The sequence below is a fragment of the Tardiphaga robiniae genome, assembly GCF_001618955.1.
Taxonomy (GTDB): domain Bacteria; phylum Pseudomonadota; class Alphaproteobacteria; order Rhizobiales; family Xanthobacteraceae; genus Tardiphaga; species Tardiphaga robiniae_A.
This window is the reverse complement of the sequence record NZ_LVYV01000045.1, coordinates 300,821-317,214: the sequence shown is the minus strand read 5'-3', so window position 1 is coordinate 317,214 and position 16,394 is coordinate 300,821. Positions and strand designations below refer to the sequence as shown.

Sequence of the window (16,394 nt, the reverse complement as noted above, 5' to 3'; positions counted from 1 at the left end):
TGATGGATTGCGGACGGGTTTCTACAAATGCGAATACCGGGTTGATGAGGCGGTCGGTCGCAGCGTGATGTTTGTCGAGCATGGCAGCATGCTCGGGGGCAATTCGGCCTTTGCCCATATCGGCAGCTATGAGCTCCGGGGTGACGAGGTGGTGGCGGAGATCGAGAGCCGCCGCCACATGAACGATCCCAACTATCCCTCGCTGCTCGGCCAGGACGTGGCGACCATCAGCGTTACCGGCCGGCCTTATGGCGACTCCTATCGTTTTCAGGGTTCGTCGCCGCAGATGCCGGGTGCGAAATTCCAGTCGGTCATGACGACAATCGATGACGGCGAGATGCCTCCGGCCGGACCGATCGGTGCGGGTGGCATCGCCAACGGGCTGTATTCGATCCATCTGCGCACACTCGACGGTATTGATGGCGGGCTCAACGGCGTGATGCTGCTGCATGACGGCCGCATCCTCGGCGGCGATGCGTTCTTCTACTATCTCGGCGCCTATTCCTCCGCGGATGGCCGCTGGAAGGGCGAGATGCTCAATCAGGAGCACACGCCGGCAAAAGGCGAGAACCCGGTCTTCGGCGGCCAAGAAATCGGTATCGGCTTTTCCGGTACTTGCGACGAAACCGGCGCCGAACTGGAAGCCACGGCGCTGGCGGGGAAGCGGAGCCTGCGGTTGCAGGCCGTGCTGAAGCTGATCCGGAAGGCAGTGTAAGTTCCAGACTGGCGCACGGCTTGATGGGGTGCGCGCCTGTCCCTAATGTCACCGGCGAATGACACAGGTGGCGACAAATCCATGACCCAGCGTATCGGCGCGACGCCTCTGATCTGTTTGCTCGGCATCGCCGTCGGACTGGCTGTGCTGTCCGCGCCGGTGCGCGTGCAGGCCCAATCCGCCGATCTGGTCCTGTGCGATCGCCTCGCGGCCGATCCTGCCGATCCCGACAAGCCTGCCGATGTGAAGGGCGTCGCTGACATAGCGAAAGCCGACATCGCCACCGCCATCAAGTTCTGCCGGACCGCATCCAGCAGCTCGCGCCGTGCGATGTTCCAGCTTGGACGCGCTTACGCGGCCAATGCACAGCTTGAGGAGGCGCTCGCGGCATGGCGCAAGGCGGCAGACAAAGGCAGCACCTCGGCCATGGTCGAGCTCGGCGTTGCCTATGGCAACGGGACGGGCGTGGCGCGCGACGAGGCGCAAGCGCGCAAGCTGTTCGAGCGCGCGGCCGAAGCCGGCAATCCGCGTGGCGTCAGTAATCTGGCAGCGCTGTCCGGTGGTGCAGGCGCAGGATCAGACCCGGTGCGTGCGCGACAATTGCTGGCGAAATCCGCGGAGACCAATGCCGAGGCGCAGTATCAGCTCGGCATGATGCTGTCGGAAGGCATCGGCGGTGCCAAGGACGATGTCGCGGCGCGGGGACTGTTTGAAAAGGCGGCGGCGCAGAACCATGCGGGCGCATTGGAGCGCGTGGGTGCATTCGCGCAAAGCGGCCGCGGTGGCCCGTCGGATAAGGATGCCGCGAAAGCCTATTACGAGAAGGCCGCGGCGCTCGGCGACGACGATGCGAAGAAGGCGCTGGAACGGATCAAGTGCCCTTATGTGCTCAAGGACAAGCGCGGCAACGTTGTTACCAATATGTGCTTCTGATCAGCCTAGCCTGACTGCGGTCTGTTGCAGGTGCGCGCCGGCGTACCCACGTTGAATTCGCGCCGGTCATTCACCGACGGGTCAACGAAATAGGTGACGGCGTTGAACGGCACCGTGACGCGCGACTTGATCCCCTTGAACCACAGGTTGACGCTGAAGCGATCCGCGGTGACGTTCAGTCGCTCGAACTGGTGTTGCAGCACGAACGTCATGTCTTCGGGATATCTGGCGCGTTAGGAATCCGGCACGATGACGCCGTCGAACGCCGTTTTGAAAGTGATTTCGTAATAATGACGGCCCCGCAGATCGCGTCTGGCGACGTCGGCAAGCGTGGATCGCACCTCGGCATATTGGGCGAGCGGGTCGGTGGTGCAGGGCTGTTGTGCTGCTGCGTGTAATGTGAGCGCGGCCAACATCATCATGGCAGCGGTGAGTGATGCGGTGAGGGTGCGGAGGTCGCGAGGCAAGGACGGGGTCATGATCCTTTGTCGCGGCGGGAGTGAGCGGGTTCATGACGCTCGACCATGACAGCGATTTTCTGCCGCATGCTTCCGCAACCATTTGTTTGAAATTGGCCGCCTAAACTTCCGGCTCTGAGTCGCCGTGGAGTTGCCTGTGAACGAGAGCCTGATCGCCATCTGCCAGTTGTTTCTGGTGCCGCTGACCGTCCTGTTTGCCGCGGTAGGTGTGGCCAATGCGCGCTTCGTCAAACTGCTGGTGTGCTTATTGGGCGTCGGTCTTGCCGGCCTCTGGCTCTATCGCATCTATCTCTGGACCGGCCTGTCGGTGATCGATCGCCGCACGGCCTACGGGCTCGCGGGAGCCTTCGCGCTATGCTGGGTGCTGACGCTGCTGCATCAGATCAAGAGCAGCTTCGGCGGCGGATACGATCGCTAGGCTCAGGCAAATCTGAATCAGGCCAGCCCGAGCGAGAAGGCCAGCGTGCCGATCGCGGCATGCGACAGGATCACCGGCCAGATGTTCCGCATCCGCAGATAGGCAACGCCCCAGACGATGCCGACCAGAAACGTGTTGAGCATCAGGATGCTGTCGCCATAGGCGACATGGATCAGCGAGAACACCGCCGAGGAATAGATCACGTAGGTCCACGGTTTGACCTGCAACCGGTCGATCATCAGTTTCGGAATCGATCGGCACACGACTTCCTGGCAAGGACTCGAGACCAGGACATAGAATGGCGCAAAGCTGAGCCAGACCGGTGGCTTGTGGTCGAAGGTCAGGAACCGCGTTTGCGCGACCATGATCGCCGCAATGCCTGCCGTGATCGCGGCACAGAACAGCCAGTGCCTGATGTCAGAGGGACGGCTGAGGCCGAGTTCCGCGACAGAGAAGCCGGCCAGCCGGCACAGCGCGATACACAGCACAGAGACGAGCAGCAAGGCGGGGATGCGATATTCGAACGGCAGAAAACCCCAATGAATGGCGAGGCCAGGTGCGAGCAGCAGCGCGGCAAATGCCGGAAGCGGAGCGATCAATCGCCATTGGAATCGTTGCTGTCGTAAAACCGTCATGATGTTCTATAGCTGAAATCATGTGGTGGTTTAAGGGCGGAGTGGCGACGCAAGGCCGCGAGCGACGAAAGCGTGATCGTCGATATGTCGGGAGTAAATTGTGACATTCCCATCTGACAGTCCGCTCGGTCGATTGCTGGCCGCTCCGATGCGCCCGGGGTGGGTGACGTGGCTCGGCCTGCGACCTGCGCGCCGGGCCACAATGCTCACGCCGTGGTCGGTGGGGTTGGTCGCGCAGCGCGGCATCGCCGGCGATCGGTATGACACGACGCATGACGGGCCGCGGCAGGTCACGTTGATCGCAGCGGAGGATCTCGCGGCCATCGCGGCGTTTCTCGGCCGGAGCGTGATCGCGCCTGAGCTATTGCGTCGGAATATCGTGACGTCAGGGATCAATCTGCTGGCGCTGAAAGATCGTCGGGTTCGTCTCGGCGCGGCGCTGCTCGAAATCTCCGGCGATTGCGCACCGTGCAGCCGCATGGAGCACGTGCTCGGCCCCGGCGGTTACAACGCCGTGCGCGGCCATGGCGGCATCACGGCGCGGATCATAGAGGGCGGTGAAGTGGCGATTGGCGACGCTGTCGAGCGCGTCAGGTAGAGAGCGGTGCGCTGACGACGTCGTAGCTGCCGCGCTCACACATCCGTCCATGACGTGAACAGCGCCGCCTGACCGTGTCGCTCGCCATTCTCGTCTCTCAGTTCCCAGACGATGCCACCTTCGATCCAGAAGCGCCGGCCGGACTTCGCGATCCGCAACCCGCGATAATTGTCGATGAAGCCGTTGCGCGCGACCGCGTCGAGCAGGCGCTGGCGTTCGTCGCGGTTCGGCGCTTCCGCCGACAGGCGCGACGGGATGGTGACGAATTCGTCCCACTTATATTCGAAGCAAGATTGCGCGGTGCGATTGGCATAGACGAAAATGGGATCGGCCGCGGTGCTGTGCGCGAGGACGGCGAACGGTGCCTCGCCATAGAGCCAAGCCGCATCCTGATTGCCGCTGAGGAGCGGCTTGCCCACGGTGCGCGCATAGCTACTGATCAGAAGGATGAAGAAGTTGTCGTCCAGTGCAGCCGGCGGAACTGCAGATATCGTCGCGTCGGTCATCGGGCGTCTCACGTCATTGATGACTTGGAGATAGGGCAAGATGCGCGCTACGACATCACCGGCAAAAGCGGTGCTGACTTACCGAGTGTGCATGATACAGCGAATTCGTAGCCATCGTCGCGTCATTTTGGGGCGAGCGATGCGCTGTGACGGGTGAGGTCAAGTGATGACGGCCTATGTGGCGCTGCTGCGTGCTGTGAATGTGGGCGGCACCGGCAAGCTGCCGATGACCGAACTGAAAGCCATGTGCGAGGATGCCGGCTTCGCTGACGTGAAGACCTATATCGCCAGCGGTAATGTTGTGTTCACCAGCAAGGCGTCGGAGAATGCCGTGAAAGCCGCGCTCGACAAACGGCTGCTGGCCTATGCGGGCAAGCCGGTCGGCGTGCTGGTGCGGACGGCGGCCGAGATGGCAGCCGTGCTGAAGGGCAATCCATTTCCGAAAGCCGCGCCGAACCGCATGGTGGCAATCTTTCTCGACAGAGCACTGCCGAAGGATGTGCTCGATGGCGTGAGCGGGCAGAAGGATGAAGAGATGGCGCTCGGCAAGCGCGAGATCTATGTCCATTACGGCCAAGGCATGGGCACGTCGAAGCTGAAGATCAAGGCTGCGAGCGCCGGTACAGCGCGCAACATGAACACGATTGAAAAGCTAGCCGAGATGGCGGCGGCACTGCCAGGTTAGGCTTCGCTGCGTCCGGATCGCCAACAAGGTGCGATTTACTCGGTCGCCAGTCCGATCAATCGCGTGCGCAGCTGATCACGATCCATGCGCAGATCTGCCGGCAGTTGTTGCAGATCTGCGAGCCAGACGCCGTCGGCGGCATAGCGGACGATCTCAAGCTCGGGCGCTGCATCGGTGGCGTGATGGCGCTGCAGGCGGGCGCGCAGCCAATCCGACCAATGCGTGCGTGCGACCGGATCGGTGAGCAGCGCGACGCAGGTCGATTCGAGGGCAGGAGCGAATTCGGCCATCGAGAACGTCGCAATGACGTAGGCACGCGTAAAGCAGCCATAGCGTTCGCCATCATGCGCGAGCGTCGCTTCGATAGCGGCGTCGAACTTGTCGATCTGGTCTTTGAGGACCGCGTCGATCAACTTCTCCTTGTTCGGAAAGTGGTGAAACAGCCCGCCTTTGGTGACACCCGCGGCATCCGCCACCGCCTGCACGGTGACGGCCTGCAGGCCACGTTCGGTGGCGAGGCGTGCCGCGCAGTCGATCAGGGTTCGCCGCACCAGCTCGGGCTGCTTCTTGCGTTCATAGCCTTCGTTCATCGGGGCATCTGGCCGAGCGTCATTCGTACTGGCAAGCGCAATCAGCTTTGACCGCCCGTATTGCTGCGATGCGAAAGAAGATATTGTTAACAAACCGACCGCGCGGTATGTTTAATGTCTGACTCCCGAGTCGGATTTGTTCCCTGTGCCTGAACGCCATCGGCGGTTCCAGCCCATCCAATCCATGGTGATACAAGTGTTTGATACGTCGATGTTTTATGTCCGGGCCGCCGGCGTGCTGGCAATTGCGCTGACGCTCGCCGGGTGCGGTGATGGTAAACAGGCGGGAGCCGAGCAGGCGCCGCCAGCTACGGCGGTCAGCGTGGTGACAGTAGCGCCGGAGACGCTACGGATCATCAACGATCTTCCCGGCCGGATCGCGCCGACGCGGATCGCCGAGGTGCGGCCGCGGGTTGCCGGCATCCTTGTCGAGCGCGTGTTCAAGCAGGGCACCATCGTTCGCGAGGGGGACGTGCTGTACCGCATCGATCCCGCGCCGTTCCGCGTACGCGTCAACAGCGCCAAAGCGGCGCTGCAGCGTGCGGACGCCACGCGCGTGCTGGCCAAGCAGCAGGCGGATCGCCAGACCCAATTGAAAGAACGAGACGTCACCACCGGGCAGCTCTACGACCGCGCCGTTGCCGAACTCGCACAGGCCGAGGCCGATGAAGCCTCAGCACGAGCGGGCCTCGAAGCCGCACAGCTCGATCTGCAATACACCGACGTGCGCGCGCCGATCACCGGCCGCATCGGACGTGCGTTGATCACCGAAGGCGCACTGGTCAGCGTCGGCGGCAGCGAGAGCCTCGCTACTATCCAGCAGCTCGAACCCGTCTATGCCGACTTCACGCAGTCCGCGAACGAACTCCTGACGCTGAAGCGCGCCGCGCAGGCGAATGCGAAGGAGCAAGGGCGCGATGCCGCGGAAGTGCGTCTCAAATTCGATGACGGTTCTGAATATGCGCACGACGGGCGGTTACTGTTCTCGGAGGCGGCCGTGGATGCCACCACCGGCCAGATCACCCTGCGCGGCGAGTTTCCCAATCCCGATGGCGATCTGTTGCCCGGCATGTATGTGCGCGTACAGATCGTGCAGGGCGAGCAGAGGGATGCGCTTTCAGTCCCCGAACGCGCGCTGCAGCGCGATCCCGGCGGTCAGGCGCAGCTCTATGTCGTCAATGCCGAGCGCAAGGCGGAATTGCGCAGCGTGACGCCGTCGCGTCTCGTCAATGGTCGCTGGATCATCGGGAACGGGCTCAATGCCGGCGACAGCGTTGTCGTTGAGGGCTTCCAGACGCTGGCGCCTGGCGCCACCGTCGATCCGAAACCCTGGCGCAATCAGTCGGCGGATGCCGCCGGTCCGGCGAAGTAAGGCTCATTCAGATGTCCAGTTTCTTCATCGCGCGCCCGATTTTCGCATGGGTGATCGCCATCTTCATCATGATCGCTGGTGCGCTGGCGATTCCGAATTTGCCGGTCGCGCAATATCCGAACATCGCACCGCCGCGCATCGCGATCTCCACCAACTATCCCGGCGCGTCGTCTGAGGAAATCTATCAGGGCGTTACGCGACTGATCGAGGATCAGCTCAACGGCATTCCTGGGCTGATGTATTTCGAATCCACGGCGGATGCGACCGGCGCAATCCAGATCGACGTCACGTTCCAGCCCGGCACCACGATCGCGCAGGCGACGGTGGATGTGCAGAATCGCATCCGCCGTGTGGAATCGCGGCTGCCACGTGCGGTGACGCAGCAGGGCATCATCGTCGAGGAAGGCTCGATCGCCTTCCTGCTGTTCATCTCGATGCAGACCACCGACGGCAGTATGGATAGTATCGCGCTTGGCGACTACATCACGCGCAATGTGTTGAGCGAAATCCGCCGCGTGCCCGGCGTCGGCAAGGGGCAGTTGTTCGGCACCCAGCGCTCGATGCGGGTGTGGATCGATCCCGACAAGATGCTCGGGCTCGGCCTGACCGCGGCGGACATCACCGCAGCGATCACCGCACAGAATGCGCAGGTCGCGGCCGGACGCATCGGCGCGACACCCAATCCGGTGTCGCAGGAAGTCTCCGCACCGGTTCTGGTCAAGGGACAGCTCGGCACGCCCGATGAGTTCGGTGCCATCGTGCTGCGCGCCAATCGCGATGGCTCGTCGGTGCGGTTGCGCGACGTCGCGCGTGTCGAGGTCGGCGGCGAGGACTATAATTTCGCCAGCCGCCTGAACGGCAAGCCGGCAGCTGCCATCGGCGTGCAGATGTCGGCCACGGGAAATGCGCTGGCGACCTCCGATGCTGTTAACGCCAAGATGAAGGAGCTGTCAAAGTTCTTCCCGAAGGGGCTGACCTACGAAATTCCTTATGACACGACGCCGTTCGTGAAGGCATCGATCAAGAAGGTACTGCATACGCTGCTCGAAGCGATGGCGCTGGTCTTCATCGTGATGTTCCTGTTTCTGCAGAACATCCGCTACACGCTGATCCCGACCATCGTGGTGCCGATCGCTCTGCTCGGTACTTGCGCGGTGATGTTCGCGACCGGTTTCTCGATCAATGTATTGACCATGTTCGCCATGGTGCTGGCGATCGGCATCCTTGTCGATGACGCCATCGTGGTGGTGGAAAATGTCGAGCGCCTGATGGCGCAGGAAGGGCTGTCTCCACGCGCCGCCACGATCAAGGCGATGCAACAGATTAGCGGCGCCATCATCGGCATCACGTTGGTGCTGACCGCGGTGTTCGTGCCGATGGCGTTCTTCCCCGGCGCGGTCGGTATCATCTACCGTCAGTTCAGCCTCACCATGGTGGTGTCGATCCTGTTCTCGGGTTTCCTTGCATTGACGCTGACGCCGGCACTGTGCGCGACATTCCTGAAGCCGATCGCCAAGGGCTATCACGCGAGGGGCGGCTTCTTCGGCTGGTTCAACCGCAAGTTCGACGCGTTGGCGGAACGCTATCGTTCCAGCGTTAGCTGGGCAACCGGCCGCACCGGCCGAGTCATGGTGGTCTATCTGGCGCTGCTGGTCGGTCTCGGCTGGGCCTATATGCGGCTGCCGTCGAGCTTCCTGCCGACCGAGGATCAGGGCTATGTAATCACCGACATCCAGGCGCCGCCGGAGGCGAGCCAGACCCGCACGCTGCAATCGGTGCAGACGGTCGAGAGCGTCTTTGCGAAGGAGCCGGGCGTCGCCAGCATGTTCACGGTGCTGGGCTTCAGCTTCTCTGGCAATGGACTGAGCTCGGGCATCGCATTCCCGACGCTGAAGGACTGGAGTGAGCGTGGATCGAAGGATTCCGCCCCGGCCATAGTCAATCGCGTCAACGGTGAATTCGCCAAGATCGGCGACGCCATGGCCTTTGCGCTGTCGCCGCCTCCGATTGAAGGCCTGGGTAATTCCACCGGCTTCACCTTCCGTCTGCAGGATCGCAGCAGCCGCGGTTCGGCGGCGTTGTCCGCTGCTGCAAGTCAGTTGATGGCTGCCGGTGCCAAGAGCCCGGTGCTTACGGGGTTGCGCATTGAAGGGCTATCGAATTCGGCGCAACTCAATCTCGTAATTGACCGCGAGAAGGCGAACACGTTCGGCGTGTCCTTTGCGGACATCAACTCTACAATTTCAGCCAGTCTCGGCTCGTCCTATATCAACGACTTCCCCAATGCCGGTCGCATGCAGCGCGTCACCGTGCAGGCAGAAGACGGCAAGCGGATGCAGGCTGACGATCTGCTGCGGCTGAATGTCCGCAATGCCAGCGGCGGGATGGTGCCGCTGGCGGCCTTCGCGCGCACCGAATGGGCGAAGGGACCGGTGCAGGTGGTTGGCTTCAACGGCTATCCGTCGATCCGCATCGCGGGCGACGCGGCGCCGGGCTATTCATCCGGCGATGCGATCGAGGAGATGGAGCGGCTGGTGGGACAACTGCCCGATGGCTTTGGCTTCCAATGGGCCGGGCAATCGCAGCAGGAGATCGAGTCCGGCAATCAGGCGCCGTTCCTGCTCGGGCTCAGCGTGCTGTTCGTGTTCCTGCTGCTGGCAGCGCTGTATGAGAGCTGGTCGATCCCGCTGTCGGTGATGCTGGTGGTACCGCTCGGCGTCATCGGATCGCTGCTCGCGGTGATGCTGCGCGACATGCCGAACGACATCTACTTCAAGGTCGGTCTGATTGCCATTATCGGCCTGTCAGCGAAGAATGCGATCCTGATCGTCGAATTCGCCAAGGATCTGCATGCCGAGGGCAAGTCATTGCGCGAGGCGGCCATCGAGGCAGCGTTCATCCGCTTCCGGCCGATCCTGATGACGTCGCTGGCCTTCATTCTGGGCGTGACGCCGCTGGCGATCGCCACCGGGGCCAGCGCCGGTAGCCAGAACGCCATCGGCACGGGCGTGCTTGGAGGAATGATCTCGGCCACCGTGCTCGCGGTGCTGTTCGTGCCGCTGTTCTACGTGTTCGTGCTGAAGCGCATGCCCGCGAAATCGGTCCGGCGTGGTTCTGACGATGAAGAGGCGGCGACGCCCCATGACGGCACGCCGCGTCCGACCACAATGTAGGAGTTGAACATGCGCCGCGTGGCTTACGAACGGGATCTCGATCTGGCCTGGCTCAACTACGGCGATCGCGCGCGCATGAACGCGTTCGGGCAGGAGCGGCACCCGACCTATGGCAGCCGCGAGGGCGTCATCGTCCGCATGGGCACGCCAAGCAGCGTGCGCGTGAAATTCGACGACCGCGTCACCGTCCAGGCGATTCATCGCGACTATCTCGAACGCGTGTCCGGTAAATCTAGAGCGGCCAGCACCGGGTGTGCGTCATGACCTATGCCTACCTCACGATCGCCATCCTGTGTGAAGTAGTTGCCACCAGCTTCCTCAAGCTCTCCGACGGCTTCAGCAAACCGGTGCCGTCGCTGGTGACGGTGGCGGGCTATGCCGTGTCATTCTATTTTCTGTCCATCGCCTTGCGCGACATCCCGACCGGCGTGGCCTACGCAATCTGGTCGGGCGTTGGCATCGTGCTGGTGACCGGCATCGCCTGGGCTTTTCAGGGGCAGAAGCTCGATCCGGCAGCGCTGTGCGGTCTCGGCCTGATTGTCTCCGGCGTGATCGTGATCAACTTGTTCTCGAACGCCACGGTGCATTGATTCACCGAGACGGCAACGTCCCGTCAGTCGATTGCGTATCCCGTGTAATCCGATAGCTGCCCGGCTTATTTAGTCGTCGCATCGGCTGGGCTCTTGTTTTAGCCTCTCCCGAAAATGTCGTTCCAGGCGGAAGCCCAATGGACCGGCGCAAAGGGAGAAAACGTGAGCAACAACAAGAAGGGGCGATGGTTTGCCGTCGCCGCGGTCCTTGCCTCATCGCTATTCGCCGCAGTGCCGGGGCAGGCGCAGCAATATCCCGATCGCAACATCACGATGGTCGTGCCATTTCCGCCCGGCGGAACGACCGACATCGTCGCGCGCATCCTCACCGAACAGCTTAGCGCCGAACTCGGCAAACAGGTGGTGATCGAGAACCGCGGCGGCGCCAGCACATCTATCGGTGCGCAAGTCGTGGCCGGTGCCGACAAGGATGGTTACACGCTGCTATTCGCCAGCGCGACGACCTTTACGACCAACCCGCATCTGCTGGCCTCCATCAAATACAAGCTGGAGGATTTCGCGCCCGTTGCGATGGTAGTGAAGGTGCCGTTTGCCTTTGTCGTGAAGAAGGACTTTCCGGCCGCCGACGTCGCGGCGTTTCGTGCCTATGCGCTGGCCAATCCGAGCAAGGTCAACAACGCCACCAACGGACCGGGCAGCACCGTGCACCTCATGGGTGAGATTGTGGCCCGCGGACTCGGCGTGAAGCTGCAGCATGTTCACTATCGCGGTGCTGCGCCGGCGATGAACGACATGCTCGCGGGCATCGTTGACAGTAATGTGGAGGCGCTGACCAATACCGTGCCGAACCACAATGCCGGCATGTATTGCGCGCTGGCGGTCCTGTCCGAGGAGCGCTTGCCGCAATTGCCCGATGTGCCAACCTTCAAGGAGCTCGGCTTCCCGAGCATCGTCGGCGCGACATGGTTCGCGGTCTTCGCCCCGGCGGGCACGCCGCAGCCGGTGCTGAACAGGCTCAGCGCCGCCATCACCCGCATCGTCAAGACGCCGGAATTTGCAAAGAAGATGGAGCCGATCGGCAATCAGCCCTGGCCGATGACGCCGGCTGAACTCGAAACTCATGTGAAGAGCGAGCGCTACCGCCTGGGCAAGCTCATTCGCGAAGCCAACATCACGGTCGACTGACCGCGAGAACAAGATCAAGGGAGAACATCAATGAATGCAGCCGTCAGCTCACCCGCCGTGAAGGTCGTCCGTTCGGTGCAGGATCAGGTCAGCCCCGAGGAGTGGCAGTCGCGCGTCAATCTCGCTGCCTGTTATCGTCTCACGGCGATGTACGGCATGACCGAAATGATCGCCAACCACATCTCCTGCCGCGTGCCGGGAACGGAAGACCAGTTCCTGATCAATCCCTATGGAATGCTCTATGAAGAGATCGATGCGTCGAGCCTCGTCAAGATCGACCTCGACGGCAACACGCTGTTCAACGCGTCCGACTACGCCGTGAATGCCGCGGGCTTTGTGATCCATAGTGCCATCCACATGGCGCGTCACGATGTCGATTGCGTCGCGCATACCCATACGGTGGCTGGCATGGCCGTATCGGCGATGGAATGCGGGTTGCTGCCGGTGGCACAGACCTGCATGCGCTTCCTTCATGTCGCCTATCACGATTTTGAGGGCATCGCCGACAATCCCGAGGAGCGCGAACGGCTGATCGCACATCTCGGCAATCACGAGGCGATGGTGCTGCGTAATCACGGCCTGCTGGTGGTCGGCAAGACCATCGCCGCGGCTTTCAACGTGCTGTTCCGGATGGAGCGGGCCTGCCAGGTTCAGGTTGCAGCACTGTCGTGCAACACCAAGCTGATCACGCCGCCGCAGAAGGTCCTGCAGGATACCTATGACCGCATGAAGCCGCGCGACAATGTTCCGGGCCTCAGCGGCGAACTCGCCTGGCCGGCACTACTCCGCAAGCTTGACCGGGTCGATCCGTCCTATCGCAACTGAGCTTGCGCTGGATCAATTGCAAAGCGGATTTCGGGCGATGGCGGTTGCCGAGCTCACCGCCGTCGCCTACATCAGGGCGCATGACGCAGACCTCCGAAATCGGCTTCACCAGCTTCCAGCCTTCCCTGAGTGAGGAAAATATCGCGCTTCTGGTGCAGACCTTTTACGGCCGCGCCCGCGAGGATGATTTGCTGGGGCCGGTCTTCAACGGTGCGGTGACCGACTGGGATCATCACATCGCGCAGATCAGCGATTTCTGGTCGTCGATGATGCTGAAGACCGGCCGCTACAATGGCCGGCCGATGCGTCCACATCTCGTGCTACCGCTGACGGGCGAACATTTCGATCGCTGGCTTTTGCTGTTCGAACAGACCGCACGCGAGATATTTCCGGCTGAGGTCACCGAGGCCTTCATGACCCGCGCGCGCCGTATCGCTGACAGTTTCGAGATGGGTGTAGCCTCGGTACGCGGCGAGATCGTCAAGCCGCGGCACAGCGTTTGAAGCGGTAAGTATGTGATGCATAGCCGGTCTTGCGAGAGCCGGTGGTTGCGCTAGGCTGCGGCTCCAACAAACCGGGAGTCGGTCCATGAAACGTCTGTCTGTTCTCGTCCTCTTGAGCCTGTTCAGTGCTGCGCCCGCAATGGCGCAATCCTGCAACGCCGTCAGCGGCGACGGCAAGCCGCTCGCGGGCGCTGCCAAGAACAGCTTCATGAAGAAGTGCTGCGAGGACAACGCCAAGAGCGCCGAGGGCAAGCCACTGGCCGGCGCCGCCAAGACTTCATCGGTCAACAAGTGCATGAAGGGCTGAGGCTGCAGCCCCACGCATCCAGACGTGCAAAAGCCCCGCTCATCCGGGGCTTTTCGATTTCGGGCCGAAGCGACATCAAAGCCAGGCCTTCGCCTCAGCTCTTCGCTTCGAGCTTGTCCTGAGTCTTCGTGTCGAAGTCGCTGGCGTCATGGCGTTCGCGCAACTGGCCGGCCGGGTCGCCCGAGGTGCGATTGACCATGCGACCGCGCTTCACGGCAGGTCGTGCCGCGATGGTCTTGGTCCAGCGCTGCAGGTTCTTGTAGCTCTGCACATCGAGGAAAGTGCCGGCATCGCCATAGATCGCATTCTCTGCGAGGCCGCCATACCAGGGGAACACCGCCATATCGGCGATCGTATAATCCTTGCCGGCAAGATACTCGTTATCGGCGAGGCGACGGTCCAGCACGTCGAGCTGACGTTTCGTCTCCATGGCGTAACGATCGATGGCGTATTCGATCTTGGTCGGTGCATAGGCATAGAAATGGCCGAAGCCGCCGCCGAGGAAGGGGGCGCTGCCCATCTGCCAGAACAGCCAGGACAGGCACTCGGCGCGTTCCGGGCCGCCCTTTGGAATGAAGGCGCCGAATTTCTCGGCGAGATGCAGCAGGATCGCGCCGGACTCGAAGACGCGGATCGGCTTGTCGCCGCTGCGATCCATCAAGGCCGGGATCTTGGAATTAGGGTTCACTTCGACGAAACCGGAGCCAAACTGGTTGCCGTCGATCCGGATCAGCCACGCATCATATTCCGCACCTGTGTGGCCGGCTGCGAGCAGCTCTTCCAGCATGATCGTGACCTTCTGGCCGTTCGGCGTCGCCAGCGAATAGAGCTGCAGCGGATGCTTGCCGACCGGCAGCTCCTTGTCATGGGTGGGGCCGGCGATGGGTCGGTTGGTCGAGGCAAATTTGCCGCCGTTTTCCTTGTCCCAGGTCCAGACTTTGGGAGGCGTGTAGGGGGCGTCGGTCATGTCAGGCTGGCTCCGGAAAAGGGGCAGGGTTGATGGTTGCCGGGGACAGGTAGGGATGAATGCAATTGCATGCAAGATGGCGAGGCGTCCTATGCCGGAAGCCGCCTTGTGCCGGGCGAAGACATGCGATGTAACGAGTCCGAACCGCCGTCATTGCCGATGGCGGCGTTTCCCTCCGTCCGAAGATTCCCCTCCCGATGAGCGACACCCCAGCGCAGACCGTCGGCGCATCGCCCACCAAACGATCCTTCGCGGCGCTCCATCACCCGGGATTCCGCGCCCAATTCATCACCTATGTGCTGGCCATGATGGCCGACAATATTGAGCATGTGATTAGCTACTGGGTGGTGTTTCAGAAATTCCAGTCGCCCGCGCTCGGTGGGTTTGCCATCGTCTCGCACTGGCTGCCGTTCCTGCTGTTCTCGGTCACATCTGGCGCGCTGGCGGAGCGGTTCGACCCGCGGCGCGTGATCCAGTGCGGCATGGCGCTGTTCATTCTGGCATCGCTGGGCTGGGGCTATTTCTTTGTCACCGATACCCTGCAGATGTGGCAGGCGATGGTGCTGCTGGTGATCCATGGCTGTGCCGGCGTGCTGTGGCAGACGCCGAACCAGATGCTGCTCTACGACGTCGTCGGCTCCGCCGACCTGCCGAGCGCGGTGCGTCTGAACGCCATGGCGCGCTATCTCGGCGTCATGGTCGGCCCTGCGGTCGGCGGCGTGATCCTGCTCGCGCTGGGTCCGGCCTATGGCATCATGCTCAACACCATCTTCTATCTGCCGCTGGTGCTGTGGTTGATCAATGCGCCCTATGGTCCGCGCTTTCGCACCGGCGCGCCGGTGCCTCAGCGCGCCGTGCGTGGCTTCGCTGACATCGTCCAGACCATGCGCGATGTTCGCCACCGGCCGGTGATCGTGTCCATGATTGCACTGGCCGGCGCGGCCTCGTTCTTTGTCGGCAATGCCTATAGTTCGCAGATGCCGGGCTTCGCCAGTGATCTCGGTCATGGCGATCCCGGCATGTCCTATAGCATGCTGCTGGCGGCTGACGCAGCCGGCGGGCTGCTCGCCGGTTTGGCGCTGGAGGGCAGACAGTTGCTCGCGCCAAAGCCGCGTACCGCGATCTTGCTGGCGCTGCTCTGGTGTGGCGCGCTGGCGATCTTCGCGCTGACCGGTCACTACGCCATCGCGCTGGTGTTCCTGTTTGCGGCCGGTTTCCTCGAATTGTCGTTCAACGCGATGGCGCAGAGCCTCGTACAGCTCGATGCCCCCCTGGACAAGCGCGGCCGTGTCATTGGACTGTTCAACATGGCGAGCCTGGGTTTGCGCGCCTTCAGCGGCATCTCGGTCGGCGTCATCGGCAGCATGATCGGGATCCACTGGTCACTGGCGCTGTCGGCGCTGGCGACCATGGTTGTCGCAGCGGGTTTGCTGGCGTTGCCTTAGCCAGGCAAAAAACTCGGCGTCCTACCAGTCGACGAACCGGTCGTCGCCGCCGAATGCTGCCGGCATGGCGGCGTAATGCGGCAGGCCGTCGCGGACCGGAGCGATCGCCTCGCTGCAATTGATATGCAGGCTCGGCTTGAACGCGTCTCCGAGCAGATAGCCGTTGATGCTGCGCATGCCGATCCCGTCAAGTTCGATAATCAGCCGCGTGGCACATTTCGCGCAACTGAGACGCGGGGTCGTCTTCAGCGCGAACGACGTTGTATCGCCCTCAATGACTTCGACACCGTCAGCCGGATAGACGGCCTCGGCCACATAGGCCGCGCCGTGGACTGTCTGGCAGTCGGCACAGTGGCACCAAAAATGCGCGACGGGGTCGGCACTGATCCGGAGTTTGACAGCGTTGCAGGGGCAAGCGAGTTCCATGGGCACACCTCATCTGATGCGCAAAACTACCAGCCGACCGCAATCGCCGACAACTGCCGCGGCTTGCGACAAATCGCTCGC

At 62.3% G+C, this 16,394-nt stretch carries 20 protein-coding genes and 1 pseudogene; 14 read left to right on the top strand and 7 right to left on the bottom strand.

Annotated features, from left to right (window positions below; genetic code table 11):
• Positions 1 to 7 precede the first annotated feature (7 nt).
• Positions 8 to 715, top strand: a complete 708-nt coding sequence (locus tag A4A58_RS23980; protein WP_086937138.1) for a GrlR family regulatory protein — start codon at positions 8 to 10, stop codon at positions 713 to 715.
• Positions 716 to 796: 81 nt separating this feature from the next.
• On the top strand, positions 797 to 1,648 hold the full coding sequence (locus A4A58_RS23975) for a tetratricopeptide repeat protein (RefSeq protein WP_068736833.1): 852 nt from the start codon (positions 797 to 799) through the stop codon (positions 1,646 to 1,648).
• A 5-nt stretch (positions 1,649 to 1,653) separates the two neighbouring features.
• Here the strand turns inward: A4A58_RS23975 and A4A58_RS23970 are convergent.
• Both A4A58_RS23970 and A4A58_RS23965 read right to left on the bottom strand, forming a co-directional pair.
• Positions 1,654 to 1,869: pseudogene (locus A4A58_RS23970) on the bottom strand (ClpXP protease specificity-enhancing factor SspB); the annotation flags it as partial.
• Positions 1,870 to 1,881: 12 nt separating this feature from the next.
• Complete coding sequence (locus A4A58_RS23965; protein WP_139069929.1) at positions 1,882 to 2,127, bottom strand: hypothetical protein; 246 nt, start codon at positions 2,125 to 2,127, stop codon at positions 1,882 to 1,884.
• A gap of 136 nt (positions 2,128 to 2,263) precedes the next feature.
• Between A4A58_RS23965 and A4A58_RS23960 the strand changes: the two genes are divergently transcribed.
• On the top strand, positions 2,264 to 2,545 hold the full coding sequence (locus A4A58_RS23960; RefSeq protein ID WP_068736946.1) for a hypothetical protein: 282 nt from the start codon (positions 2,264 to 2,266) through the stop codon (positions 2,543 to 2,545).
• 17 nt (positions 2,546 to 2,562) lie between these two features.
• Here the strand turns inward: A4A58_RS23960 and A4A58_RS23955 are convergent, their stop codons facing one another.
• Entirely contained in the window at positions 2,563 to 3,180 is a 618-nt protein-coding gene (locus A4A58_RS23955; RefSeq protein WP_068736826.1) for a CPBP family intramembrane glutamic endopeptidase, read from the bottom strand.
• Between the two features lie 100 nt (positions 3,181 to 3,280).
• Between A4A58_RS23955 and A4A58_RS23950 the strand changes: the two genes are divergently transcribed.
• Positions 3,281 to 3,778, top strand: coding sequence for an MOSC domain-containing protein (locus A4A58_RS23950; protein WP_244499846.1), 498 nt, complete (start codon positions 3,281 to 3,283; stop codon positions 3,776 to 3,778).
• 35 nt (positions 3,779 to 3,813) lie between these two features.
• On the opposite strand, the gene A4A58_RS23945 is transcribed toward A4A58_RS23950, so the two are convergent.
• On the bottom strand, positions 3,814 to 4,284 hold the full coding sequence (locus tag A4A58_RS23945; RefSeq protein WP_068736824.1) for an MEKHLA domain-containing protein: 471 nt from the start codon (positions 4,282 to 4,284) through the stop codon (positions 3,814 to 3,816).
• A gap of 166 nt (positions 4,285 to 4,450) precedes the next feature.
• Between A4A58_RS23945 and A4A58_RS23940 the strand changes: the two genes are divergently transcribed.
• Positions 4,451 to 4,969: a DUF1697 domain-containing protein gene (locus A4A58_RS23940; protein WP_068736822.1), complete on the top strand. Its 519-nt coding sequence runs from the start codon at positions 4,451 to 4,453 to the stop codon at positions 4,967 to 4,969.
• A 35-nt stretch (positions 4,970 to 5,004) separates the two neighbouring features.
• Here A4A58_RS23940 and A4A58_RS23935 read toward each other — a convergent pair whose 3' ends face one another.
• Entirely contained in the window at positions 5,005 to 5,559 is a 555-nt protein-coding gene (locus A4A58_RS23935) for a TetR/AcrR family transcriptional regulator (RefSeq protein WP_068736820.1), read from the bottom strand.
• A 211-nt stretch (positions 5,560 to 5,770) separates the two neighbouring features.
• Here A4A58_RS23935 and A4A58_RS23930 point away from each other — a divergent pair, with 211 nt between their 5' ends.
• The 8 genes from A4A58_RS23930 to A4A58_RS23895 all read left to right on the top strand — a co-directional run bounded on the left by A4A58_RS23930 (position 5,771) and on the right by A4A58_RS23895 (position 13,475).
• A complete protein-coding gene (locus A4A58_RS23930; RefSeq protein ID WP_081422034.1) occupies positions 5,771 to 6,931 on the top strand; it encodes an efflux RND transporter periplasmic adaptor subunit in 1,161 nt (386 codons plus the stop codon).
• A gap of 11 nt (positions 6,932 to 6,942) precedes the next feature.
• A complete protein-coding gene (locus A4A58_RS23925) occupies positions 6,943 to 10,104 on the top strand; it encodes an efflux RND transporter permease subunit (protein WP_068736816.1) in 3,162 nt (1,053 codons plus the stop codon).
• 9 nt (positions 10,105 to 10,113) lie between these two features.
• A complete protein-coding gene (locus A4A58_RS23920) occupies positions 10,114 to 10,368 on the top strand; it encodes a hypothetical protein (protein WP_068736814.1) in 255 nt (84 codons plus the stop codon).
• On the top strand, positions 10,365 to 10,694 hold the full coding sequence (locus A4A58_RS23915; RefSeq protein WP_068736812.1) for a DMT family transporter: 330 nt from the start codon (positions 10,365 to 10,367) through the stop codon (positions 10,692 to 10,694). Before A4A58_RS23920 ends, A4A58_RS23915 begins: the two co-directional genes overlap by 4 nt.
• A gap of 162 nt (positions 10,695 to 10,856) precedes the next feature.
• Complete coding sequence (locus A4A58_RS23910) at positions 10,857 to 11,840, top strand: Bug family tripartite tricarboxylate transporter substrate binding protein (RefSeq protein WP_204378203.1); 984 nt, start codon at positions 10,857 to 10,859, stop codon at positions 11,838 to 11,840.
• Between the two features lie 30 nt (positions 11,841 to 11,870).
• Complete coding sequence (locus tag A4A58_RS23905) at positions 11,871 to 12,665, top strand: class II aldolase/adducin family protein (protein ID WP_068736808.1); 795 nt, start codon at positions 11,871 to 11,873, stop codon at positions 12,663 to 12,665.
• 80 nt (positions 12,666 to 12,745) lie between these two features.
• A complete protein-coding gene (locus tag A4A58_RS23900) occupies positions 12,746 to 13,168 on the top strand; it encodes a group III truncated hemoglobin (RefSeq protein ID WP_068736806.1) in 423 nt (140 codons plus the stop codon).
• Positions 13,169 to 13,253: 85 nt separating this feature from the next.
• Complete coding sequence (locus tag A4A58_RS23895; RefSeq protein WP_068736804.1) at positions 13,254 to 13,475, top strand: hypothetical protein; 222 nt, start codon at positions 13,254 to 13,256, stop codon at positions 13,473 to 13,475.
• 94 nt (positions 13,476 to 13,569) lie between these two features.
• Here A4A58_RS23895 and yghU read toward each other — a convergent pair whose 3' ends face one another.
• Positions 13,570 to 14,442, bottom strand: coding sequence for a glutathione-dependent disulfide-bond oxidoreductase (gene yghU / locus A4A58_RS23890; RefSeq protein WP_068736803.1), 873 nt, complete (start codon positions 14,440 to 14,442; stop codon positions 13,570 to 13,572).
• Positions 14,443 to 14,639: 197 nt separating this feature from the next.
• Here yghU and A4A58_RS23885 point away from each other — a divergent pair, with 197 nt between their 5' ends.
• Entirely contained in the window at positions 14,640 to 15,887 is a 1,248-nt protein-coding gene (locus A4A58_RS23885) for an MFS transporter (RefSeq protein ID WP_068736801.1), read from the top strand.
• 21 nt (positions 15,888 to 15,908) lie between these two features.
• Here A4A58_RS23885 and A4A58_RS23880 read toward each other — a convergent pair whose 3' ends face one another.
• Positions 15,909 to 16,313, bottom strand: coding sequence for a GFA family protein (locus A4A58_RS23880; protein ID WP_068736799.1), 405 nt, complete (start codon positions 16,311 to 16,313; stop codon positions 15,909 to 15,911).
• Positions 16,314 to 16,394 lie beyond the last annotated feature (81 nt).